The sequence below is a fragment of the Streptomyces sp. NPDC002669 genome (genome assembly GCF_042889165.1).
GTDB lineage: Bacteria > Actinomycetota > Actinomycetes > Streptomycetales > Streptomycetaceae > Streptomyces.
The window spans coordinates 19301-35322 of the sequence record NZ_JBIAQQ010000025.1 but is presented as its reverse complement, the minus strand read 5'-3'; the positions used below and the strand labels follow the sequence as shown (position 1 = coordinate 35322).

Annotated in this window: 15 protein-coding genes; 9 read left to right on the top strand and 6 right to left on the bottom strand. The window is 71.0% G+C overall.

All coding sequences use genetic code 11. The features are described 5' to 3' along the window. Positions 1 to 25: 25 nt before the first annotated feature. Complete coding sequence (locus tag ACFYW1_RS29760) at positions 26 to 3001, top strand: SpoIIE family protein phosphatase (protein WP_388999918.1); 2976 nt, start codon at positions 26 to 28, stop codon at positions 2999 to 3001. Here the strand turns inward: ACFYW1_RS29760 and ACFYW1_RS29755 are convergent. Together ACFYW1_RS29755 and ACFYW1_RS29750 are read right to left on the bottom strand one after the other, a co-directional pair. After that, on the bottom strand, positions 2964 to 3476 hold the full coding sequence (locus ACFYW1_RS29755; RefSeq protein ID WP_388999915.1) for a hypothetical protein: 513 nt from the start codon (positions 3474 to 3476) through the stop codon (positions 2964 to 2966). The two genes, ACFYW1_RS29760 and ACFYW1_RS29755, sit on opposite strands and share 38 nt — an antisense overlap. A gap of 114 nt (positions 3477 to 3590) precedes the next feature. Further along, positions 3591 to 4220 (bottom strand): YceI family protein, encoded by a 630-nt coding sequence (locus ACFYW1_RS29750; protein ID WP_388999912.1) that lies wholly within the window; start codon positions 4218 to 4220, stop codon positions 3591 to 3593. A gap of 253 nt (positions 4221 to 4473) precedes the next feature. Here ACFYW1_RS29750 and ACFYW1_RS29745 point away from each other — a divergent pair, with 253 nt between their 5' ends. Continuing rightward, a complete protein-coding gene (locus tag ACFYW1_RS29745) occupies positions 4474 to 4998 on the top strand; it encodes a hypothetical protein (protein ID WP_384220073.1) in 525 nt (174 codons plus the stop codon). A gap of 252 nt (positions 4999 to 5250) precedes the next feature. Further along, positions 5251 to 6018 carry an ALF repeat-containing protein gene (locus tag ACFYW1_RS29740; protein WP_388999908.1) on the top strand — a complete coding sequence of 256 codons (768 nt, stop codon included), beginning with the start codon at positions 5251 to 5253 and terminating at the stop codon, positions 6016 to 6018. Positions 6019 to 6122: 104 nt separating this feature from the next. Here ACFYW1_RS29740 and ACFYW1_RS29735 read toward each other — a convergent pair whose 3' ends face one another. Then, complete coding sequence (locus tag ACFYW1_RS29735) at positions 6123 to 6692, bottom strand: DinB family protein (protein WP_388999905.1); 570 nt, start codon at positions 6690 to 6692, stop codon at positions 6123 to 6125. 768 nt (positions 6693 to 7460) lie between these two features. Between ACFYW1_RS29735 and ACFYW1_RS29730 the strand changes: the two genes are divergently transcribed. The 3 genes from ACFYW1_RS29730 to ACFYW1_RS29720 all read left to right on the top strand — a co-directional run bounded on the left by ACFYW1_RS29730 (position 7461) and on the right by ACFYW1_RS29720 (position 10051). Next, the gene (locus ACFYW1_RS29730) at positions 7461 to 9266 is read left to right on the top strand and encodes a LamG domain-containing protein (RefSeq protein ID WP_388999902.1); all 1806 of its coding nucleotides are present in this window, start codon (positions 7461 to 7463) and stop codon (positions 9264 to 9266) included. 97 nt (positions 9267 to 9363) lie between these two features. Next, the gene (locus tag ACFYW1_RS29725) at positions 9364 to 9462 is read left to right on the top strand and encodes an Imm1 family immunity protein (RefSeq protein WP_388999899.1); all 99 of its coding nucleotides are present in this window, start codon (positions 9364 to 9366) and stop codon (positions 9460 to 9462) included. 76 nt (positions 9463 to 9538) lie between these two features. Continuing rightward, positions 9539 to 10051, top strand: coding sequence for a GNAT family N-acetyltransferase (locus tag ACFYW1_RS29720; RefSeq protein WP_388999896.1), 513 nt, complete (start codon positions 9539 to 9541; stop codon positions 10049 to 10051). Positions 10052 to 10114: 63 nt separating this feature from the next. On the opposite strand, the gene ACFYW1_RS29715 is transcribed toward ACFYW1_RS29720, so the two are convergent. After that, positions 10115 to 11344: a glycoside hydrolase family 64 protein gene (locus tag ACFYW1_RS29715; protein WP_388999892.1), complete on the bottom strand. Its 1230-nt coding sequence runs from the start codon at positions 11342 to 11344 to the stop codon at positions 10115 to 10117. 213 nt (positions 11345 to 11557) lie between these two features. Between ACFYW1_RS29715 and ACFYW1_RS29710 the strand changes: the two genes are divergently transcribed. Beyond that, positions 11558 to 13258: a protein kinase gene (locus tag ACFYW1_RS29710; RefSeq protein ID WP_388999889.1), complete on the top strand. Its 1701-nt coding sequence runs from the start codon at positions 11558 to 11560 to the stop codon at positions 13256 to 13258. 98 nt (positions 13259 to 13356) lie between these two features. Here the strand turns inward: ACFYW1_RS29710 and ACFYW1_RS29705 are convergent, their stop codons facing one another. Continuing rightward, positions 13357 to 13620, bottom strand: a complete 264-nt coding sequence (locus tag ACFYW1_RS29705; protein WP_388999886.1) for a DUF397 domain-containing protein — start codon at positions 13618 to 13620, stop codon at positions 13357 to 13359. Further along, positions 13617 to 14441 carry a Scr1 family TA system antitoxin-like transcriptional regulator gene (locus ACFYW1_RS29700; protein WP_388999883.1) on the bottom strand — a complete coding sequence of 275 codons (825 nt, stop codon included), beginning with the start codon at positions 14439 to 14441 and terminating at the stop codon, positions 13617 to 13619. Before ACFYW1_RS29700 ends, ACFYW1_RS29705 begins: the two co-directional genes overlap by 4 nt. Positions 14442 to 14552: 111 nt before the next feature. On the opposite strand from ACFYW1_RS29700, the gene ACFYW1_RS29695 reads away from it, so the two are divergent. Then, positions 14553 to 15032: an ATP-binding protein gene (locus tag ACFYW1_RS29695; RefSeq protein WP_388999880.1), complete on the top strand. Its 480-nt coding sequence runs from the start codon at positions 14553 to 14555 to the stop codon at positions 15030 to 15032. Between the two features lie 109 nt (positions 15033 to 15141). Next, a complete protein-coding gene (locus ACFYW1_RS29690) occupies positions 15142 to 16014 on the top strand; it encodes an MBL fold metallo-hydrolase (protein ID WP_388999877.1) in 873 nt (290 codons plus the stop codon). Positions 16015 to 16022 lie beyond the last annotated feature (8 nt).

Genomic DNA, 16022 nt, shown 5'->3' with positions numbered 1-16022 from the left:
TGCGATTCGTGCTAGACCTGGAGTTATGTCTGGTATCGGCCGATCCCGGGCGTGGCCGGGACGGTCCGTCCGGCCACCACGTCGGCCCGAGGAGGAACACCCGGCCCGAGCCGCTTCCACGTCGGCAGCACGGGGCCCGGCCCGCCGCTCCCGGGGCGGCGGACTGCGCTCGCTGTTCACCGTGCGCACCGTGGCCGGCCAGGTCTTCGGCCTCGTGCTCGCCCTCGTCCTGCTGCTCGTCGTGGTGGGCACGGTCGCCCTGTTCGTGGAGAGCCGCAAGGACAGCATGGACCAGGCCCGCGCCCGTACCCTGAGCGTCGCCGAGACCTTCGCCAACTCGCCGGGCATCGTGCCCGCCCTGGAGAGCGCGCACCCCACCGCGATCCTGCAGCCGCGCGCCGAGCGGATCCGCGAACAGACCCACGTGGACTCCGTCGTCGTCGCCAACACGCACGGCATCCGCTACACCCACCCCGACCCCGCCCTGATCGGGAAGCACCTCGTGGGCCCCTACGAGGAGGCGCTGGCCGGGCAGGGCTTCACCCGGACCTTCACCGGCTCCCGCGGGCCCTCCGTCAACTCCGTGGTGCCCGTCGAGCGGCCCGACGGATCGGTCGTCGGGCTGGTCTCCGTGGGCATCACCGTCGAGACGGTGAACAGCGCGGCGGACCGCTCCATCCCGCCGAGCGCGGCGGTCGCGGCGATCGCCCTCGCCCTCACCACGGGCGGTGCCGCCCTGGTCAGCAGGCGGCTCCGGCGCCAGACCCACGGGCTCGAACCGGCCGAGATGACCCGCATGTACGAGCACCACGACGCGGTGCTGCACGCGGTCCGCGAGGGCGTCCTCATCTTCGGGGCCGACCACCGGCTGACCCTCGCCAACGACGAGGCCCGCCGCCTGCTCGGCCTGCCCCAGGACGCCGAGGGCCGGGCGGTCACGGACCTCGGCCTCACCCCCAGGACGGCGGCCCTGCTCGCCTCCGGCGGGAGCGTCAGCGACGAGGTGCTGCGCTCGGGCAACCGGCTGCTGGTCGTGAACCTGCGCCCGACCGACGAGCGCGGCGGACCGCCCGGCACGGTGGTGACCCTGCGGGACACCACCGAACTGCGCGCCGTGACGGGCCGGGCGGAGTCCGTGACCGAACGGCTGCTGCTCCTCTACGAGGCGAGCGCCCGGATCGGCACCACCCTGGACGTGACCCGGACGGCCCAGGAGCTGGCGGACGTGGCCACGCCCGGCTTCGCCGACGCCACGACCGTGGACCTGGTCGGCCCGGGTCCGCCGGGGGAGGATCCGGTGGTGTCGGACGACGGCGGTCTGGAGATGCGGCGCACCGCCATCGCGGCCCCCGACGCGGGCCGGCCCCTGTATCCGCTCGACCGGAAGGTCGGCTTCGTGCCCTCCCGGACCAGGGCCGTGCACGTGCGCATCGACGCGGAGGACCTGGAGCAGGAAGTCGTCGCGCGGATGGGGCGGGGGTACTGGGACCCCGAACGGGCCAGGAACCTCCTGGACCACGGGTTCCACTCGATGATCTCCGTGCCGCTGCACGCCCGCGGGGTCGTCCTGGGACTGGTGAACTTCTGGCGGGTGGGCGACTCGGAGCGGTTCGACGACGACGACCTGTCCTTCGCCGAGGAACTGGTGGGCCGGGCGGCCGTCAGCGTGGACAACGCCCGCCGCTACACCCGCGAGCACGAGATGGCCGTGACGCTTCAGCGCAACCTGCTGCCGCGCGGCGTGCCGGACCAGAGCGCCCTCGACGTCGCCCACCGCTATCTCCCGGCTCCGGCCGGAGTGGGCGGCGACTGGTACGACGTGATCCCGCTGTCCGGCGCCCGGGTCGCGCTGGTGGTCGGCGACGTGGTCGGACACGGGGTGCACGCCGCGGCCACCATGGGGCGGCTGCGCACCGGCATCCACAACTTCTCCGCGCTGGACCTCGCCCCCGACGAGCTGCTCGGCCACCTCGACGAGCTGGTCGCCCGGATCGACCGGGAGGAGGCCGGCGGCGAGGGCGGTGTCGAGATCGCCGGGGCCACCTGTCTGTACGCGATCTACGACGGTGTGTCCGGGAACTGCGCGGTGGCCAGGGCGGGCCACCCCGGGCCGGCGCTGGTGCTGCCCGACGGCACCGTCGAGTGTCCCGACGTCCCGGCCGGACTCCCGCTCGGCAGCGGCGCCCTGCCCTTCGAGGCGGTCGAGTTCCACGTACCGGAGGGCAGCCGCCTGGTGCTCTACACGGACGGCCTGGTCGAGCGGCGGGGCCGGGACATCGGGACCGGCCTGGAGCTGCTGCGCGACTGCCTCGCCGGCCGTGACCGGACGCCCGAGCAGACCTGTGACGACGTGCTGTCCGCGATGCTGTCCGAGCAGCCGGGCGACGACGTCGCCCTGCTCGTGGCCCGCACGCACATCCTCGACCCGGACCAGGTCGCGCGGTGGGCGGTGGCCACCGACCCGGCGGCCGTCGCCGGGGTGCGCAAGAAGGTCGCCCAGTGGCTCGCCGACCGGGGCCTGTACGAGGAGGCGTTCACCACCGAACTGATCCTCAGCGAACTGGTCACCAACGCGGTGCGCTACGGCGAGGGCCCCATCGAGGTGCGCCTGCTGTACGACCGCAACCTGATCTGCGAGGTCTCCGACACCAGCAGCACCGCCCCGCACCTGCGGTACGCGGCGACGACGGACGAGGGCGGCCGGGGTCTGTTCCTCGTCGCCCAGTTCGCCGAACGCTGGGGCACCCGCTACACGGAGAACGGCAAGGTCATCTGGTCGGAGCAGACGGTCGGCGAATCGGACGGGGAGGGCCCGGTGGGGGCGGGCCTGTTCGGCGACGACCTGTTCGGGGACGACGAACCGGACGAGGACGAACCGGACGGCGACGGGCCGGACGGCGAAGCGGCCGACGACGAACCCGGGGGCGGCACGCGCGGTGACGACCCGCTCGGCGGCGGTGTGCTCAGCGGTGGGCCCCCGGGCCGTCCGGATCCTCGGTGATCCGCACCCGCTGGGGCGCGTCCCGGGGGAAGGCCCAGATCCGGCCGGAGGTGTTGACCGCGGTCACCGTGGTGTCGTCCAGGGTGACGGCGCTGAAGGGATTGGACCAGCTGGAGACGGCGATCCACTCCAGGGTGCTCCCGTCGTCGTCCCGGGTCAGCGCGACCCAGCCGATGGACCCGTGATTGGCCGACTCCCCGGCCCAGGCCCGGCCTCCGGCATGGGCGTGCGTCGCGAGCGCGGAGTCGACCTCCACCCAGCTGTCGGCACTCCATTCGGTGGCGTGCAGGCTCTCGGTCCAGTGCCACTCCTCGGTCCCCGAACCGTCGGGCGGCTCGGGCGACCGCAGGCACAGCAGGTCCATCACCCGGAGAGAGCCGTCGGCGAACACGATGAAGTCCCCGTCGGGCGCCTCCCGGTCGCGCCAGCGCCGGTGCACCTCCCGGGCCGTGGCCGACATGGCCGAAACGTCCATGCCCGGCATTGTGGCACGGTGTGCCGGAACGCCGAGCGCCCGCCTCCCGCCCCGGTGGGGGAGGGAAGGGCGGGCGGGGTGCTCGGGTCGGTGCCGTGCCGTGCGGCGGGGGCGTCAGGCCTGCGGTGCGGCGGCCTTGATGGCGGAGATGTCGAAGGTGAGCTTGACCTTGTCGCTGACCATCACGCCGCCGGTCTCCAGCGCCGCGTTCCAGGTCAGGCCCCAGTCGGAGCGCAGGATGGTCGCGCTGCCCTCGAAGCCGACGCGCTCGTTGCCGTAGACGTCGGTGGCGGAGCCGTTGAACTCCAGGTCGATGGAGAGCGGGCGCGTGACGTCCTTGATCGTGAGGTCGCCGGTGACGCGGTAGTCGTCGCCGCCGAGCTGCTCGGCACGCGTGGAGCGGAACGTCATGAGGGGGAACTTCTCGGCGTCGAAGAAGTCGCCGCTGACCAGGTGGGCGTCGCGGTCGGCGATGCCGGTGTCGACACTGGCGATCCTGACGTCGATCGAGGCGGTGGAGTTCGCCGGGTCGGAGCCGTCCAGCTTCAGGGTGCCCTCGTGGTCGCCGAAGGTGCCGCGGACGTTGGTGACCATGGCGTGGCGCACGGTGAAGCCGATGCTGCTGTGGGCCGGGTCGATCGTGTAGTCGCCGGTGAGGGCGGCCAGCGCCGGGTCCACGGCGGGGGCGGTGACGGCGGCAGCGGCAGCCGGGGCGTTGTTGTTCTTGCGGTTGAACAGAGCCATGGCTCCTCCTCGGGGGACGTGATCGAGCGGGGAACGCGATCGAGTGGGTGTCGAAGCTGTTGTTTAACCTTCAACGAGATTGACTGTAGCGGCATCTAGTTCAAAGTTCAACATCTAGGGATCGGGCGGTCGTGAACGGCGTCGGAACGGCGGGGCAACTCCCACCCGATCCCCGCTCCCCTCTGGCGGACGCGCGTAGAGCTCGGGCAGTATCTGCATGTCGTTGTTTGTCATGAGCAGGAGGAGTCCCCCCATGGTGTCCCGTATGACACTGCGCCCCGCCCTGACGGCCCTCGCCCTCGTCCTCGGCGTGCTCTTCGCCCCGGGCGTCGGCGTCCTCGGCAGCGGTGCCACCCAGGCCCACGCCGTCACCAAACTCACCCACTCCCAGGCCACCGCCCGGTTCAGCTCCTCCGGGATCACCTGGTCCTCGTCCGGCGGTTGCTCCGACCGCAACGTCCCCACGTGCACCTCGTTCGACCAGCTCAACCTGGCCACCGCCCAGGGCGCCCAGACCCTCAAGAGCGCCACGGGCTGCGCGCTGAACATCACCGGCGGCACCGAGACCGGGCACGCCGGCGGCACGTACTCGCACTGGAACGGCTACAAGCTCGACTTCGCCAAGTCGACCTGCCTCACGAACTACGTCCACAACACCTTCACCTACATCGGGGTGCGCGGCGACGGTGCCCCCATGTACAAGGCGGGCTCCGGCAACATCTACGCCGACGAGGGCAACCACTGGGACGTGACGTACTACAACTGCGGCGGCTGCTGACCTCCGCGCACGCGCGCACAGGTGCCCCCGTTCCGGCGGAACGGGGGCACCCGTGCGTGGTCGTGATCATGTCGGCAACGAGCCGGGGGTGAAGACTGCTCGGTCCGGGCAGTGCGCCGGGTGCCGCCCCCTGGCATGATGCCTCGCCGTCGGACAGTACGCGACGGTACGGATCAGGCGCGCCGTCAACTCCCGTGCCACCGACCGGTGCACGAGGTGTCCGGCCGTTCCCGAACAGAGGTAGGTACTCACGTGAGACTGACCCGCGCGGCGCTGGCCGTGGCCGCAGGTGCCCTGGCCCCGGCCCTGCTGCTCTCCACCCCGTCCTCCGCCGCGCAGCCGGCCCCTTCCCCCGCCGCCACGACGACGGCCCCGGACGCGGGCCCGGCCGACGACTCCCCCTACGACTCGATGACGGAGGAGGAACTCCGCGTCGAGATCGCCCGCATCCTGGCCGACCCCGAGATCGGCAAGGCGGTGTTCCGGGAGGCCCAGGAGGCCATGGACGGCACGATCGACGACATGCGGTACTTCCTGAAGACCGGCCGGGCCATCGCACAGGAGGAGGACGACCGGGTGGCGGTCGCGCGGATTCTCGCGGACCCGAACATCGGGAAGGCGGTGTACCGGGAGGCGCAGAAGGCCATGGACGGTACGGCCGAGGACGTGCGGTACTTCCTGGAGACCGGCTGGGCGATCGCTCAGGAGGAGGACGACCGGGTGGCGGTCGCGCGGATTCTCGCGGACCCGAACATCGGGAAGGCGGTGTACCGGGAGGCGCAGAAGGCCATGGACGGTACGGCCGAGGACGTGCGGTACTTCCTGGAGACCGGACTCCGGCTCGCCCAGGCGGAGGACGACCGGGTGGCGGTCGCCCGCATCCTGGCCGACCCCGGCATCAGCGACGCCCTGCGCGCGGCGGCCGAGAAGGCCATCGACGGCACCCCGGAGGAACTGCGCCACTTCCTGGAGGTCGGCCAGTACGAGGCGGACGGCCGGACCCCGCCGACCTCGGGCTGACCCCACCCGCCGCCCGTGCGTCCCGGCCGCCGCAGGAGCGGCCCGGACGCACGGGCGGGCCGGCACCGTCCGGCCCCGGCCTCCGGGCCCCGGTGTCGTTCCCGCTACTGCCCCACCCTGCCGTCGATGCACTCGCGCAACAGGTCGGCGTGCCCGCAGTGCCGGGCGTACTCCTCGACCCGGTGCACCATCAGCTCCCGGACCGAGGTCCTGTCCTTCCCCAGGCGCGTGCCCAGATCCGGGTGCTCGGCCAGCGCGGCGTCGGTCGCGGCCTGCTCGCGCTCCAGATCCGCGTAGGCGCCGTCCACCACGGCCCGGTCGGCGACGGCCTCGTCGAAGTCCGCGTCGCGCCTGCCGTACAGCTTCGGCAGCGGATCGCCGTCACTGATCCAGTTGCGCCAGTCCCGTTCCACCTCGGCCAGGTGCCGGACCAGGCCGAGCAAGGACATCGTCGACGGCGGAACCGACCGCCGGGCCAACTGCTCCGGGTCCAGGCCCTCGCACTTCATCCGCAGGGTCATCCGATACCCCGACAGGAAGTCGTTCAGCGTGGCCAGTTCACCTTCCGGACTCGCTCCGCCGCTGTCACGGGGGTCGTCATCGGGGTCGGCCCACATGTCGGGGTAGACGGTCGCCTGGGTCCATCGCGCGGGTTGATCGCTCATGCGCGCCATGTTCGCCCGCGGGGCCCGCGCCCGCCAGCCATTTGTACGCGGGCCCCGGACGCCGACGGCATGGGCAAGCCGCCCGCCTGGTCCGGCCCGAAACGGGTGAGAAGCGTTGGGTGCCTGATATCCGGTCCGACGCTGTCTCGTTCGCCAATTCCATGATGAATGCACAGAGTTGCTTTCTGTGACTTCGCTCGACAAGGAACGGTCCCGGTTGCCCGTACCCGTTCCGGTGACCATCGGTCCAAGAGATGCCCATGTGTGCTCTCCGGTGAAGTCTGATGCGGAGCGAGCGGGATTCGCATTGCGGAACGTGGGACGGCACGGGGCGGGGGCTTCGGTGACGGCGATGCGGGGGAGTCGGGAAGCGGGTCGACCGGTCAGGAGTGAAAGATCCCAAGGTTTTTTGGACTTCGCGGTCTGTTTTTCGTGCCCGGGTGATCGTCGCCCCACTCGGGAGCGAGGCTCCTTCACTGCCGCAACTCGCCCATGGAGTGACCCGGATCACTCTTGACCGGCCCTGATCATGCCTCGATATTTGGCTGACTTTTGTGAAAGCCGTGTGGGGTCGGGGTGGGATCTGTGAACGGTGGGTTGTGGCGTCGCGCGCGTCACGGTGTGTGTGCGCTGGCTGTCGCCGGCACGGTGGCGGGCTCGCTTCCTGCTCTGGCCTCGCAGGCCGTGGCCTCACCCCTGTCTCCCGGGGGAGTCGCGAGGGAGTCGACCTCGCCGGGGTCGAGGGCCCTGGCCGCCGCGGCCGAAGCGGGTGAGCATGTGGAGGCTGGGGAGGAGCGCACCGAGCGGGGGGCGGCGCCCGGGCCCCCGACCATCACGTTCGACACCACCGGCCCGTACACCCCGTGCACGGCGAACTCCTGCGTCCCGGGAGGCAAGCCCGGCCAGGCAGGGTCCTTCACCCTCGGCCCGGCGGCGGGGGACGTCAACACCGCGTACCGGTACAAGCTGTCGACCGATACCGCATGGTCGTCCTACATACCCGGGGCGACCGTGAAGATCGCTCCGGTGCCTCCGAGATCGGGCACGATGACCCTGGAGGTGGAAGCGAAGGACGCGAACGGCCCCGGTGCCGCCAACTCCGTCGACTTCGTTGTCAAGGAGGGCGACGGACCGGTCGGACGATGGGACTTCCACGACACGGGCGACGAGGCGGTCGACTCCTCCACCACCGACCCGCAGCTCCAGGACAACGCCACCCTGGCCGGTGGCGCGGCCCGAACCGGCCAGGGACGCCGTGGCGAGATCACGGTCATCCCGGCCACGGATACCACTCCCGCGGAGAAGGTCGCGGACAGCGGCCTCGCCCTCGACGGCGCCACCGGCCACGCCGCGACGGCCGGCCCCGTCGTCGACACCCGTGCCTCGTACACGATGGCCGCTTGGGTCCGCCTGGGCGCGGATTCACGGGACGCCACCGTGATGGGACAGGACGGCGCGAATCGCAGTCCGTTCCTCCTGGGCTACGAGCAGAGCACCAAGAAGTGGTCGTTCCGCGAGGCGGACAGCGACGCACCCGCCGGAGACGCGGTGTCCTACCAGCGGGTCACCTCCAAGAGCCAGGCGGTTCCGAAGGTGTGGACCCACCTGGCGGGTGTGTTCGACTCCGTCGACAACACGATCAGCCTGTACGTCAACGGTCGGCTCCAGGGGACCACACCGTTCACGACGGCCTGGGCGGCGGCCGGTCCGCTGCAGATCGGCCGTGTTCAGTCGGCCGGCGCGTACACGGACCACTTCCCGGGCGTGATCGATGAAGTGGCGGTGTGGCAGGAGGCACTGACCGAGGTGCAGGTGAAGCAGGAGAGCGCGCTGCTCGACGCGGACGGAAAGCCGTCCGCGGAACTCGTCGCCTCATGGGACCCCGCTCAAGCCACCGGTATGTCACTGGCCAACAGCGCACCGGATTACGACGGCGCCCTGTCACTCTCCTCGGGCGCCTCGCTGGTCGATGGCGAGCTGGTGCTGGACGGCACGTCGGGGGCCGGGAGCACGCCGGGTCCCGTGGTCGATGACTCGGGTTCGTTCACGGTGACGGCGCAGGCGGTCGTCGACGGGGCAGCAATCATGGAGAAGCCGAACGGTTACAAGGCCCAGATCCTCGGCCAGCGTACGGCCACCGGATCTTCTTGGAGTCTGTGGTTCGAGAAGACCGGCGTCGGTCAGGAACCGGAGCTCGACGAGAACGGCGAACCGGTGCTCGACGAGAACGGCAATTTCGTGACCAAGCCGGTGCCGGTCGGGCGTTGGCACTTCGGCCGCCTGACCACGGACGGCACAGGGACGTCGGTCGTCAGCGAGGAAGAAGCCGCCCTGGACTCCGAGGTCCGTCTCACCGGTGTCCACGACGCGCAGGAGAGAACCATCCAGCTCTATATCGCTGCGGACGCTCAAAGCAACGGGACCACGACCTACACCACACAGGTCGGCAGCGGCGAGTTCTCCGTCGGCAAGGGATACCTCGGATCCTGGGGCAACTACCTGCCCGGGCGGATCGGCGACATCCGGATCTGGGCGGGAGCAATGAGCGACGAAGACCAAGTGAGCAACATCGTCGGTACCTGACCTCGCTGTTCCACGCCTGACCGGAACCAGCGGGGCCGGCCTCCATGGCGGCCCCACCGGTTCCCGGGTTCCCGGCCCCGCGGGGCCTTCGGAGGAGATGCCCCTTGCCCCGGTGCGTCAGGCCGCGAAGGAGTTCCTTTCTTCCGGAGGGTGGTGTCCGGCGTGTGTGCAATGGCGGGAGCCGGAGATCTGGTGATCGGCTGCCCTGGGCCCGTGCCCGGTGGGGTGGTGGGGGTGCGGCTCGATGGTGTGGAGACGTAGGGTTCCTGGCCATGACCGTGTTGCGTGGCGCTTCCGTCTTCCTTCGGCCCACTGTTCGCGAGGACGTTCCCGCCCTGGCCGCGATCCGGGCCACTCCCGAGGTGCGGGCGCGGTGGAGGGGTGGGGACGATCTTGAGGCGGAGGTCTCGGCCGATCTCGAAGACTCCGGCAGCCGGCATCTGACCATCGAGTACCAGCAGCGGATCGTCGGCATGATCCAGTGGCACGCCGAGGAAGAGCCCGACTACCGGCACGCCGGCATCGACCTCTTCCTCGATCCCGCCGTGCACGGCAGGGGGCTGGGCACCGACGCGGTGCGCACGCTGGCCCGTCATCTCGTCGACGACCACGGCTACCACCGGCTGGTCATCGACCCGGCGGCCGACAACGCGGTGGCGATCCGCTGCTACACCAAGGTCGGCTTCCGGCCGGTCGGCGTCATGCGGCAGTACGAGCGCGGCGCGGACGGCACCTGGCACGACGGCCTCCTGATGGACCTCCTGGCCGCCGAGCTGGTGCGCTGACCACGCCTGCTCGGCGGCCCGAGCGCCCGCGCCCGCTCCTTGCGGGGGTGCGGGGCCGGTGGCTCAGGCGCCCACCGTCACCGTGAAGCGGCGGGGGTTGCCGTCGTTGGCCGCGCCCGAGACGTCGGGTTCGCCGTCGGGGCGGACGTCGTCGTAGGGGAAGGCGTAGCCGATCGGGGTGTTGGCGTGGACGACGCGGGACCAGTGGTTGGTGGTCGGGTCCCGGTAGTAGTCGGCGGTCGAGGTGCCGTTGGGCTGGTCGGAGTGGGTGAGCATCAGGGAGCGGTTGAAGCCGGAGGCCAGGCGGGCGAGGAGGGCCTTCTTGTCGTCCGGGTCGGCCGGGTTGTTGGCGAACGGGCCGTGGTTGCAGGTGAAGACGTCCTTGGAGGTGGGCTTGGTGAAGGTGTGGCCGCCCTCGAACGTCAGCACGTCCCCGTTCACCCGGCCGGTGCGGACGCCCCGGCCGCCCTGGAGGTCGATGCGCAGGTCGGTGGAGCGGTACTTCTCCCAGACCCGGTCGATGTACGAGGTGAACACGTCGCGGAACGGCATCTGGTCCGGGCGGTCGAAGAACGGCGCCATCAGGTTCTGCGGCGAGATCACGCGCAGCACGTTGCCGTCCGCGCCGCGGATCACCAGCTTGTCCCACGGCTGCCCGTCGGCGGCGGCCTGGGCGACGAGGCCGTCCGCGATCCGCTGCACCGCGCCGTCCGGGAGCGGCGACACGGTGTGCGTCGCGTCGCCGGTCAGGGTCAGGCCGATCGGCAGTGCGGTGACCAGGTCGACGTAGCTGATGTTGGCGTACAGCTGCTGGGGGTTGAAGGTGAACTCGCAGAACGACCAGGTGCGGCCGTAGTTGGCGTCGGTCGAGGTCGCGAACGCCGGTTCCACCAGGGCGGGGCCGGGGTTGAGGTAGAACGTGAGGGTGTCGTCGCGTACGAAGTAGACGCGGGCGCCGTACATCTGGGGCAGCGTCAGGACCACCGGCGCGCCGCCCGCCGAGTTCAGCGGGATGGCGCAGTCGACCGGCAGCGGGGTCTGCGGCGCGGCGGGGGAGTCGGGGCGGTAGACGCTGCCGTCGGCCCGCAGCAGGACCCAGCGGTCGGTGCCCTGCTCGTGGCCGGTGACGTAGGCGTTGACCCTGCCCGGCAACGAGCGGTTCTCCAGGGCCAGTTCGCACGTCGCGGGGGCGGCGGACGCGCTCGGGCTCAGGGCGCTTCCCCAGACGGGGTAGGTGAGGGCGGTCGCGGTGGCGGCGGCGCCACCGGTCAGGAAAAGCCTGCGTGAGATCACGGGGACTCCTGAGATGTGGGGGGATGTCCTCCACTCTCGCGAGGGCCGCTCCTGCCGTCAAGACTTATGACTGAGAGCGCTCTCAGAAGTCCTGATCCTTCACAACTCGCAGTCATGGGGCGGATGTTGGAGATTGGTTCCGAACCCGTCCCGGACCTGCGAGCATCTGGACGTGACCATCGTGTGCTGGGCCGCCGGGGGAGAGACGACCGGATGAGAGAGCTGTTGCCCACCGACCCCCGGGAGGTCGGCCCGTACCGCCTGCTGGCGCGGCTGGGAGCCGGTGGGATGGGCGAGGTGTTCCTCGGACGTTCCCCCGGCGGGCGGACCGTCGCGGTGAAGGTGGTGCGGCAGGGGCTCGCGGAGGACACGCAGTTCCGGCTGCGCTTCGCCCGGGAGGTGGAGGCGGCCCGGCGCGTCGGCGGCTTCTACACCGCGCAGGTGGTGGACGCGGACACCGACGCCGCACCGCCGTGGCTGGTCACGTCCTACATCCCCGGCCCGTCGCTGCGCGAGGCGGTCGCCGAGTGCGGCCCCTTCCCCGGCGAGGCGGTCGCGGCGCTCGGCGCGGGCCTCGCCGAAGGGCTGAAGGCCATCCACGGGTGCGGAGTGGTGCACCGCGACCTCAAGCCCGGAAACGTGATCCTCGCCGACGACGGGCCGCGCGTCATCGACTTCGGCATCGCCCGCGCCCTGGACGCCACCTCCCAGCTCACCCGGACGGGCGCGATCGGCACCCCCGCCTACATGTCGCCCGAACAGATCCGGGGCCAGGAGGCCGGTCCGGCGAGCGACGTCTTCTGCCTGGCCGCCGTGCTGGCGTACACCGCCACCGGCAGGGGCCCGTTCGGGGACGGCCCCACCGAGGCGCTGGTCTACCGGGTCGTGCACGACGAGCCCGATCTCTCGCGCCTCCCGGCCGGCATCGCCCCGATCGTCGCGGCGGGGCTCGCCAAGGCGCCCGGCGACCGGCCCGGCATCGACGAATTCCTCAGCCGGTGTGCCGCGCTCGCCGGACCCGACGGGCTCCGGCTCCCGGACGGCGTGACCGAGCTGATCAACGAACAGACGGCACGGACCAAGGCGCTGACCGCGCCGGCGGTCCCACGACCGCCGAAACCCTCGGAGCCACCGCAGCCCCCATCCTCGGACCCGGCCCCGGCGGCCGAATCCGCCGAACCTGCCGAGCCCGTCGAACCCGTCGAGCCTGCCGGGCGGGCCGCGGCACCCCGGCCCGTCCAGCACGTCCGGGCCACCGGGCAGAAGACCGCGCTCGGGTACACACCCGTGGCTCTGCCCTGGCTGCCGGGAAGGACGGACGGGGCGCGGCGGGCGAGGATCGTCCGCTGGCACAAGCAGGTGGGCGACGAGATAGCCGTGGACGAGCCGCTGATCGACGTCTCGTCGGTCCGGGGCGAGACCGTGATCACCTCCCCGGCCGACGGCACGCTCCTGGCCGTGTACCGCGGCGACGGCGCGTCGGCCCGCATCGGCTCCGTCGTCGCGGGCATCGGCACACCGGGGGCGAAGGTCCCGCGCGTGCGCCGGTTCCGCGTGGGCCGGGTCGTCCTGATGTCCTTCGGCTGCCTCGTCGCAGCGGCCCTCGTCGTCGTCATCGGGCTGCTCGGTGCGCAGGGGACGCTCTTCACCGGTGACATCCGCGAGGTGGGCCAGGGCGATTGCGTCGCCCAGGAGTACCCGGAGGGGAACAGGAACGCGGACTGGATCACGAAGCCGTGCGTCTTCATGCGGATCCGCGCGGTCCTGAACGACGGCAACGAGTCCAAGACCTACGCGAAGGTCCTCTATCGCGATCCGCCCGACGGGTGTTCCAGGGCCGTGGAGGGATGGTCCGGGACCGACGACTACGAGGCGGAGGTCGGAGACACGGTGCTGTGCCTGGAGCTGCTCTGACCGGCGGCCCGGTTGGTGTTTCGCGCCCGGGAAGCACGATGCCCCGCCGGGGCCGGCCCGAGGGGCGGCGGGGCGGGGCAGGAAGGTTTCCGGGGCTCTCAGACGGTGGCGTTCAGGAAGGCGGTCCAGGCGGCGGGAGGAACGGTGAGGACGGGGCCGTCGGTCACCTTGGAGTCGCGGATGTGGACGGCGGCGGGGTGGGCGGCCACCTCCACGCAGGCGCCGCCCTGGTCGCTGCTGTAGCTCGACTTGCGCCAGTCGTAGGCGACTTCGAGGCAGTCGCCGCCCTGGCTGCCGCTGTAACTGGATTTGAACCAGGCGAGGGTGGCGGTGCGGGGGGCCGGATGTGCTGCGCGGGTCATGTTTCTCCAAGCAGTTCGTCCAGTAGGCGTGCACTCGCCTCGACGGAGAGCGCCTGCGAACGCAGCATCCCACATTTCTGCTGGAGCACGCTGACGTCGTCTGGATCTTGATGCAGGTAGCTGGTCAGCTGGCCCTCCACGTAGACCAGGTGGTCGTGATCGGGGGTCTCCAGCAGCACCATCGGCCCGTCGAGCGCTGCGTGCTTCGGCAGTTTCCTCGGCATGATCTGGAGTCCCAGGAAAGGGAGTTCCATGCACTGACGCAGATGCCGGATCTGGTTCCGCAGTACGGCGGGGTCGCCGATCTCGCTGCGCAGAATGCTCTCCTCCAGCAGGAAGTGCAGCATGGGGCGGGGCTTGCGGCTGAGCAGCTTCTGCCGGTCGAGTCGGTCCGTCACCCACTCCTCCAACTCGTCCTCTTCGAGGGGCGGGTACTGGCAGGAGAAGACGAACCGGGCGTACTCCTCGGTCTGGAGCAGCCCCGGTACCACCTGGTTCTGGTACGAGAACAGTGTCACCGCATTCTGTTCGTAGTCCACGAAGTCCTGGACGAACGCCGGGAACCGCTCCTTCATCGGAACCTTCTCCACCGCGACCCGCAACGCCCCCTTCGTGTCCAACAGTTCGTCCAGCAGGATCGCGAGATCCAACTGGAGCGTCCTGCGGCCCTGTTCGATCGATGCGATCGTGTCCTCTCCCACGGAGCACCGGTCGGCCAGCTCCACCTGCGTCATTCGCGCCGCCTTGCGGAACATCGCCAACTGCGCACCGATCAGGTGCCAGGACGTGATCCGCTTGCTCTTCTTCTCTGCCGGTTGCATGAGCTGCCTCTCCCCGCTGCGAACCCCGGATGACCCGTCAGGAGCCGTACAAACCCGATGTACGACCCCACGCGGTGCTCAACGCTAGTGACTTTGTGTGACGTTGGCGGCGTGAACGAAACAACTCAACTCTCCTGCTTCCGCGAGGTGTTCCACCGCCGGGAACGCCGTGCCGTGCCGCTCGTACGGCAGTTCGTGCGCGCGGCCCTCGTCGACTGGACGTGCGACGTCCGGGCCGACGACGTATTGCTCTGCGTGAGCGAACTCGTCACCAATGCCGTGCTGCACGGCGTCCCGCCCGGCCGTGGTCTCCGTGTGCGCCTCTACTGGGAGCAGGCCGGCGGCGTCCTGCGCATCGAGGTCCACGACAGCGGTGACGGGGAGGTCCGCCCCCGCGATTCCGGAGCGGCGCACGACGAGGAGGGCGGGCGCGGGCTGCTGCTGGTTGCGGCGCTCGCAGACAGGTGGGGGGTGGGGGAGCGGAACCCGGGCAAGGTGGTGTGGTGCGAGTTCGGGATGGGGGACGTAAGCGTGCCAAGGGTCACATACCCCCCTGGCCGGCTCGGAGTGTCGGATCCGGTCGGGGGATGAGGCGCAAGATCGACGGGGTCTACCGGTTCCGGTCGCGGGTGGGGTACCCCTGGAGCGGCGGCCCCGGCCGGGCCGTTCCCCGTGCACGCCAAGCGGAAGGACCCCTGTGATGGACAGCTGGTACGTGGACGACCGCTGCACCAACTGCGACGTCGCCCGGCAGTTCGCGCCCGAGCTGATCGGCGAGGAGGACGGGACGTCGCGCATCCTGCGGCAGCCGGAGGACGAGGCGGAGAACCGGCGTTTACACGCTGCCGTCTTCGCCTGTCACACCCGCTCGATCCGCCCCGCGTCCGGGCAGCCGGACCCGGCGCTCGACCCCTTCCCGATGGCGCTGGACGACGGTGTGCTGGTGTGCGGGCACAACTCCACGCACACCGCCGGGGCCAACTCCTACCTGCTGCGACGGCCCTCCGGCACGGCCATGATGATCGACACCCCGCGCTGGAGCCCCCGGCTCGCGGAGCGGTACGTGGCGGCCACGGGCCCCGTCACCGACGTACTGCTCACCCATCGCGACCATGCCGCGCACGGCCGCCGCTACGCCGACCACTTCGACGCCCGGCTGTGGATCCACGAGGGCGACCTCGACGCGGCGCCGGACGCGGACCGGGTGATCAAGGGGCTCGACCCGGTGGAGATCGGCGAGGGCGTCACCGTCCACCCGCTGCCCGGCCACACCCGGGGCAGCGTGCTCTACCTCGCCGACGACCGGTACTGCTTCAGCGGCGATAGCTTCTACTGGTCGCGCACGACCGAGGACCTCGAAGTCGCGGAGAGCGTGACCTGGTACTCCATCGAGGAACTGGCCGCCTCCCTGGCGAGGACGGCCGGGAAGCTGCGGTTCGAGTGGGTGCTGCCCGGCCACGGCGACCGGCGGCGCCTGGACGCCGACGAGATGTCCCGGCGGCTGCACGCACTGACGGAACGCACGGGGCTGCTGGAGCCCCGGCCGATCGACTTCACGGCCCTGCGCTGGTGAGGGGCGCG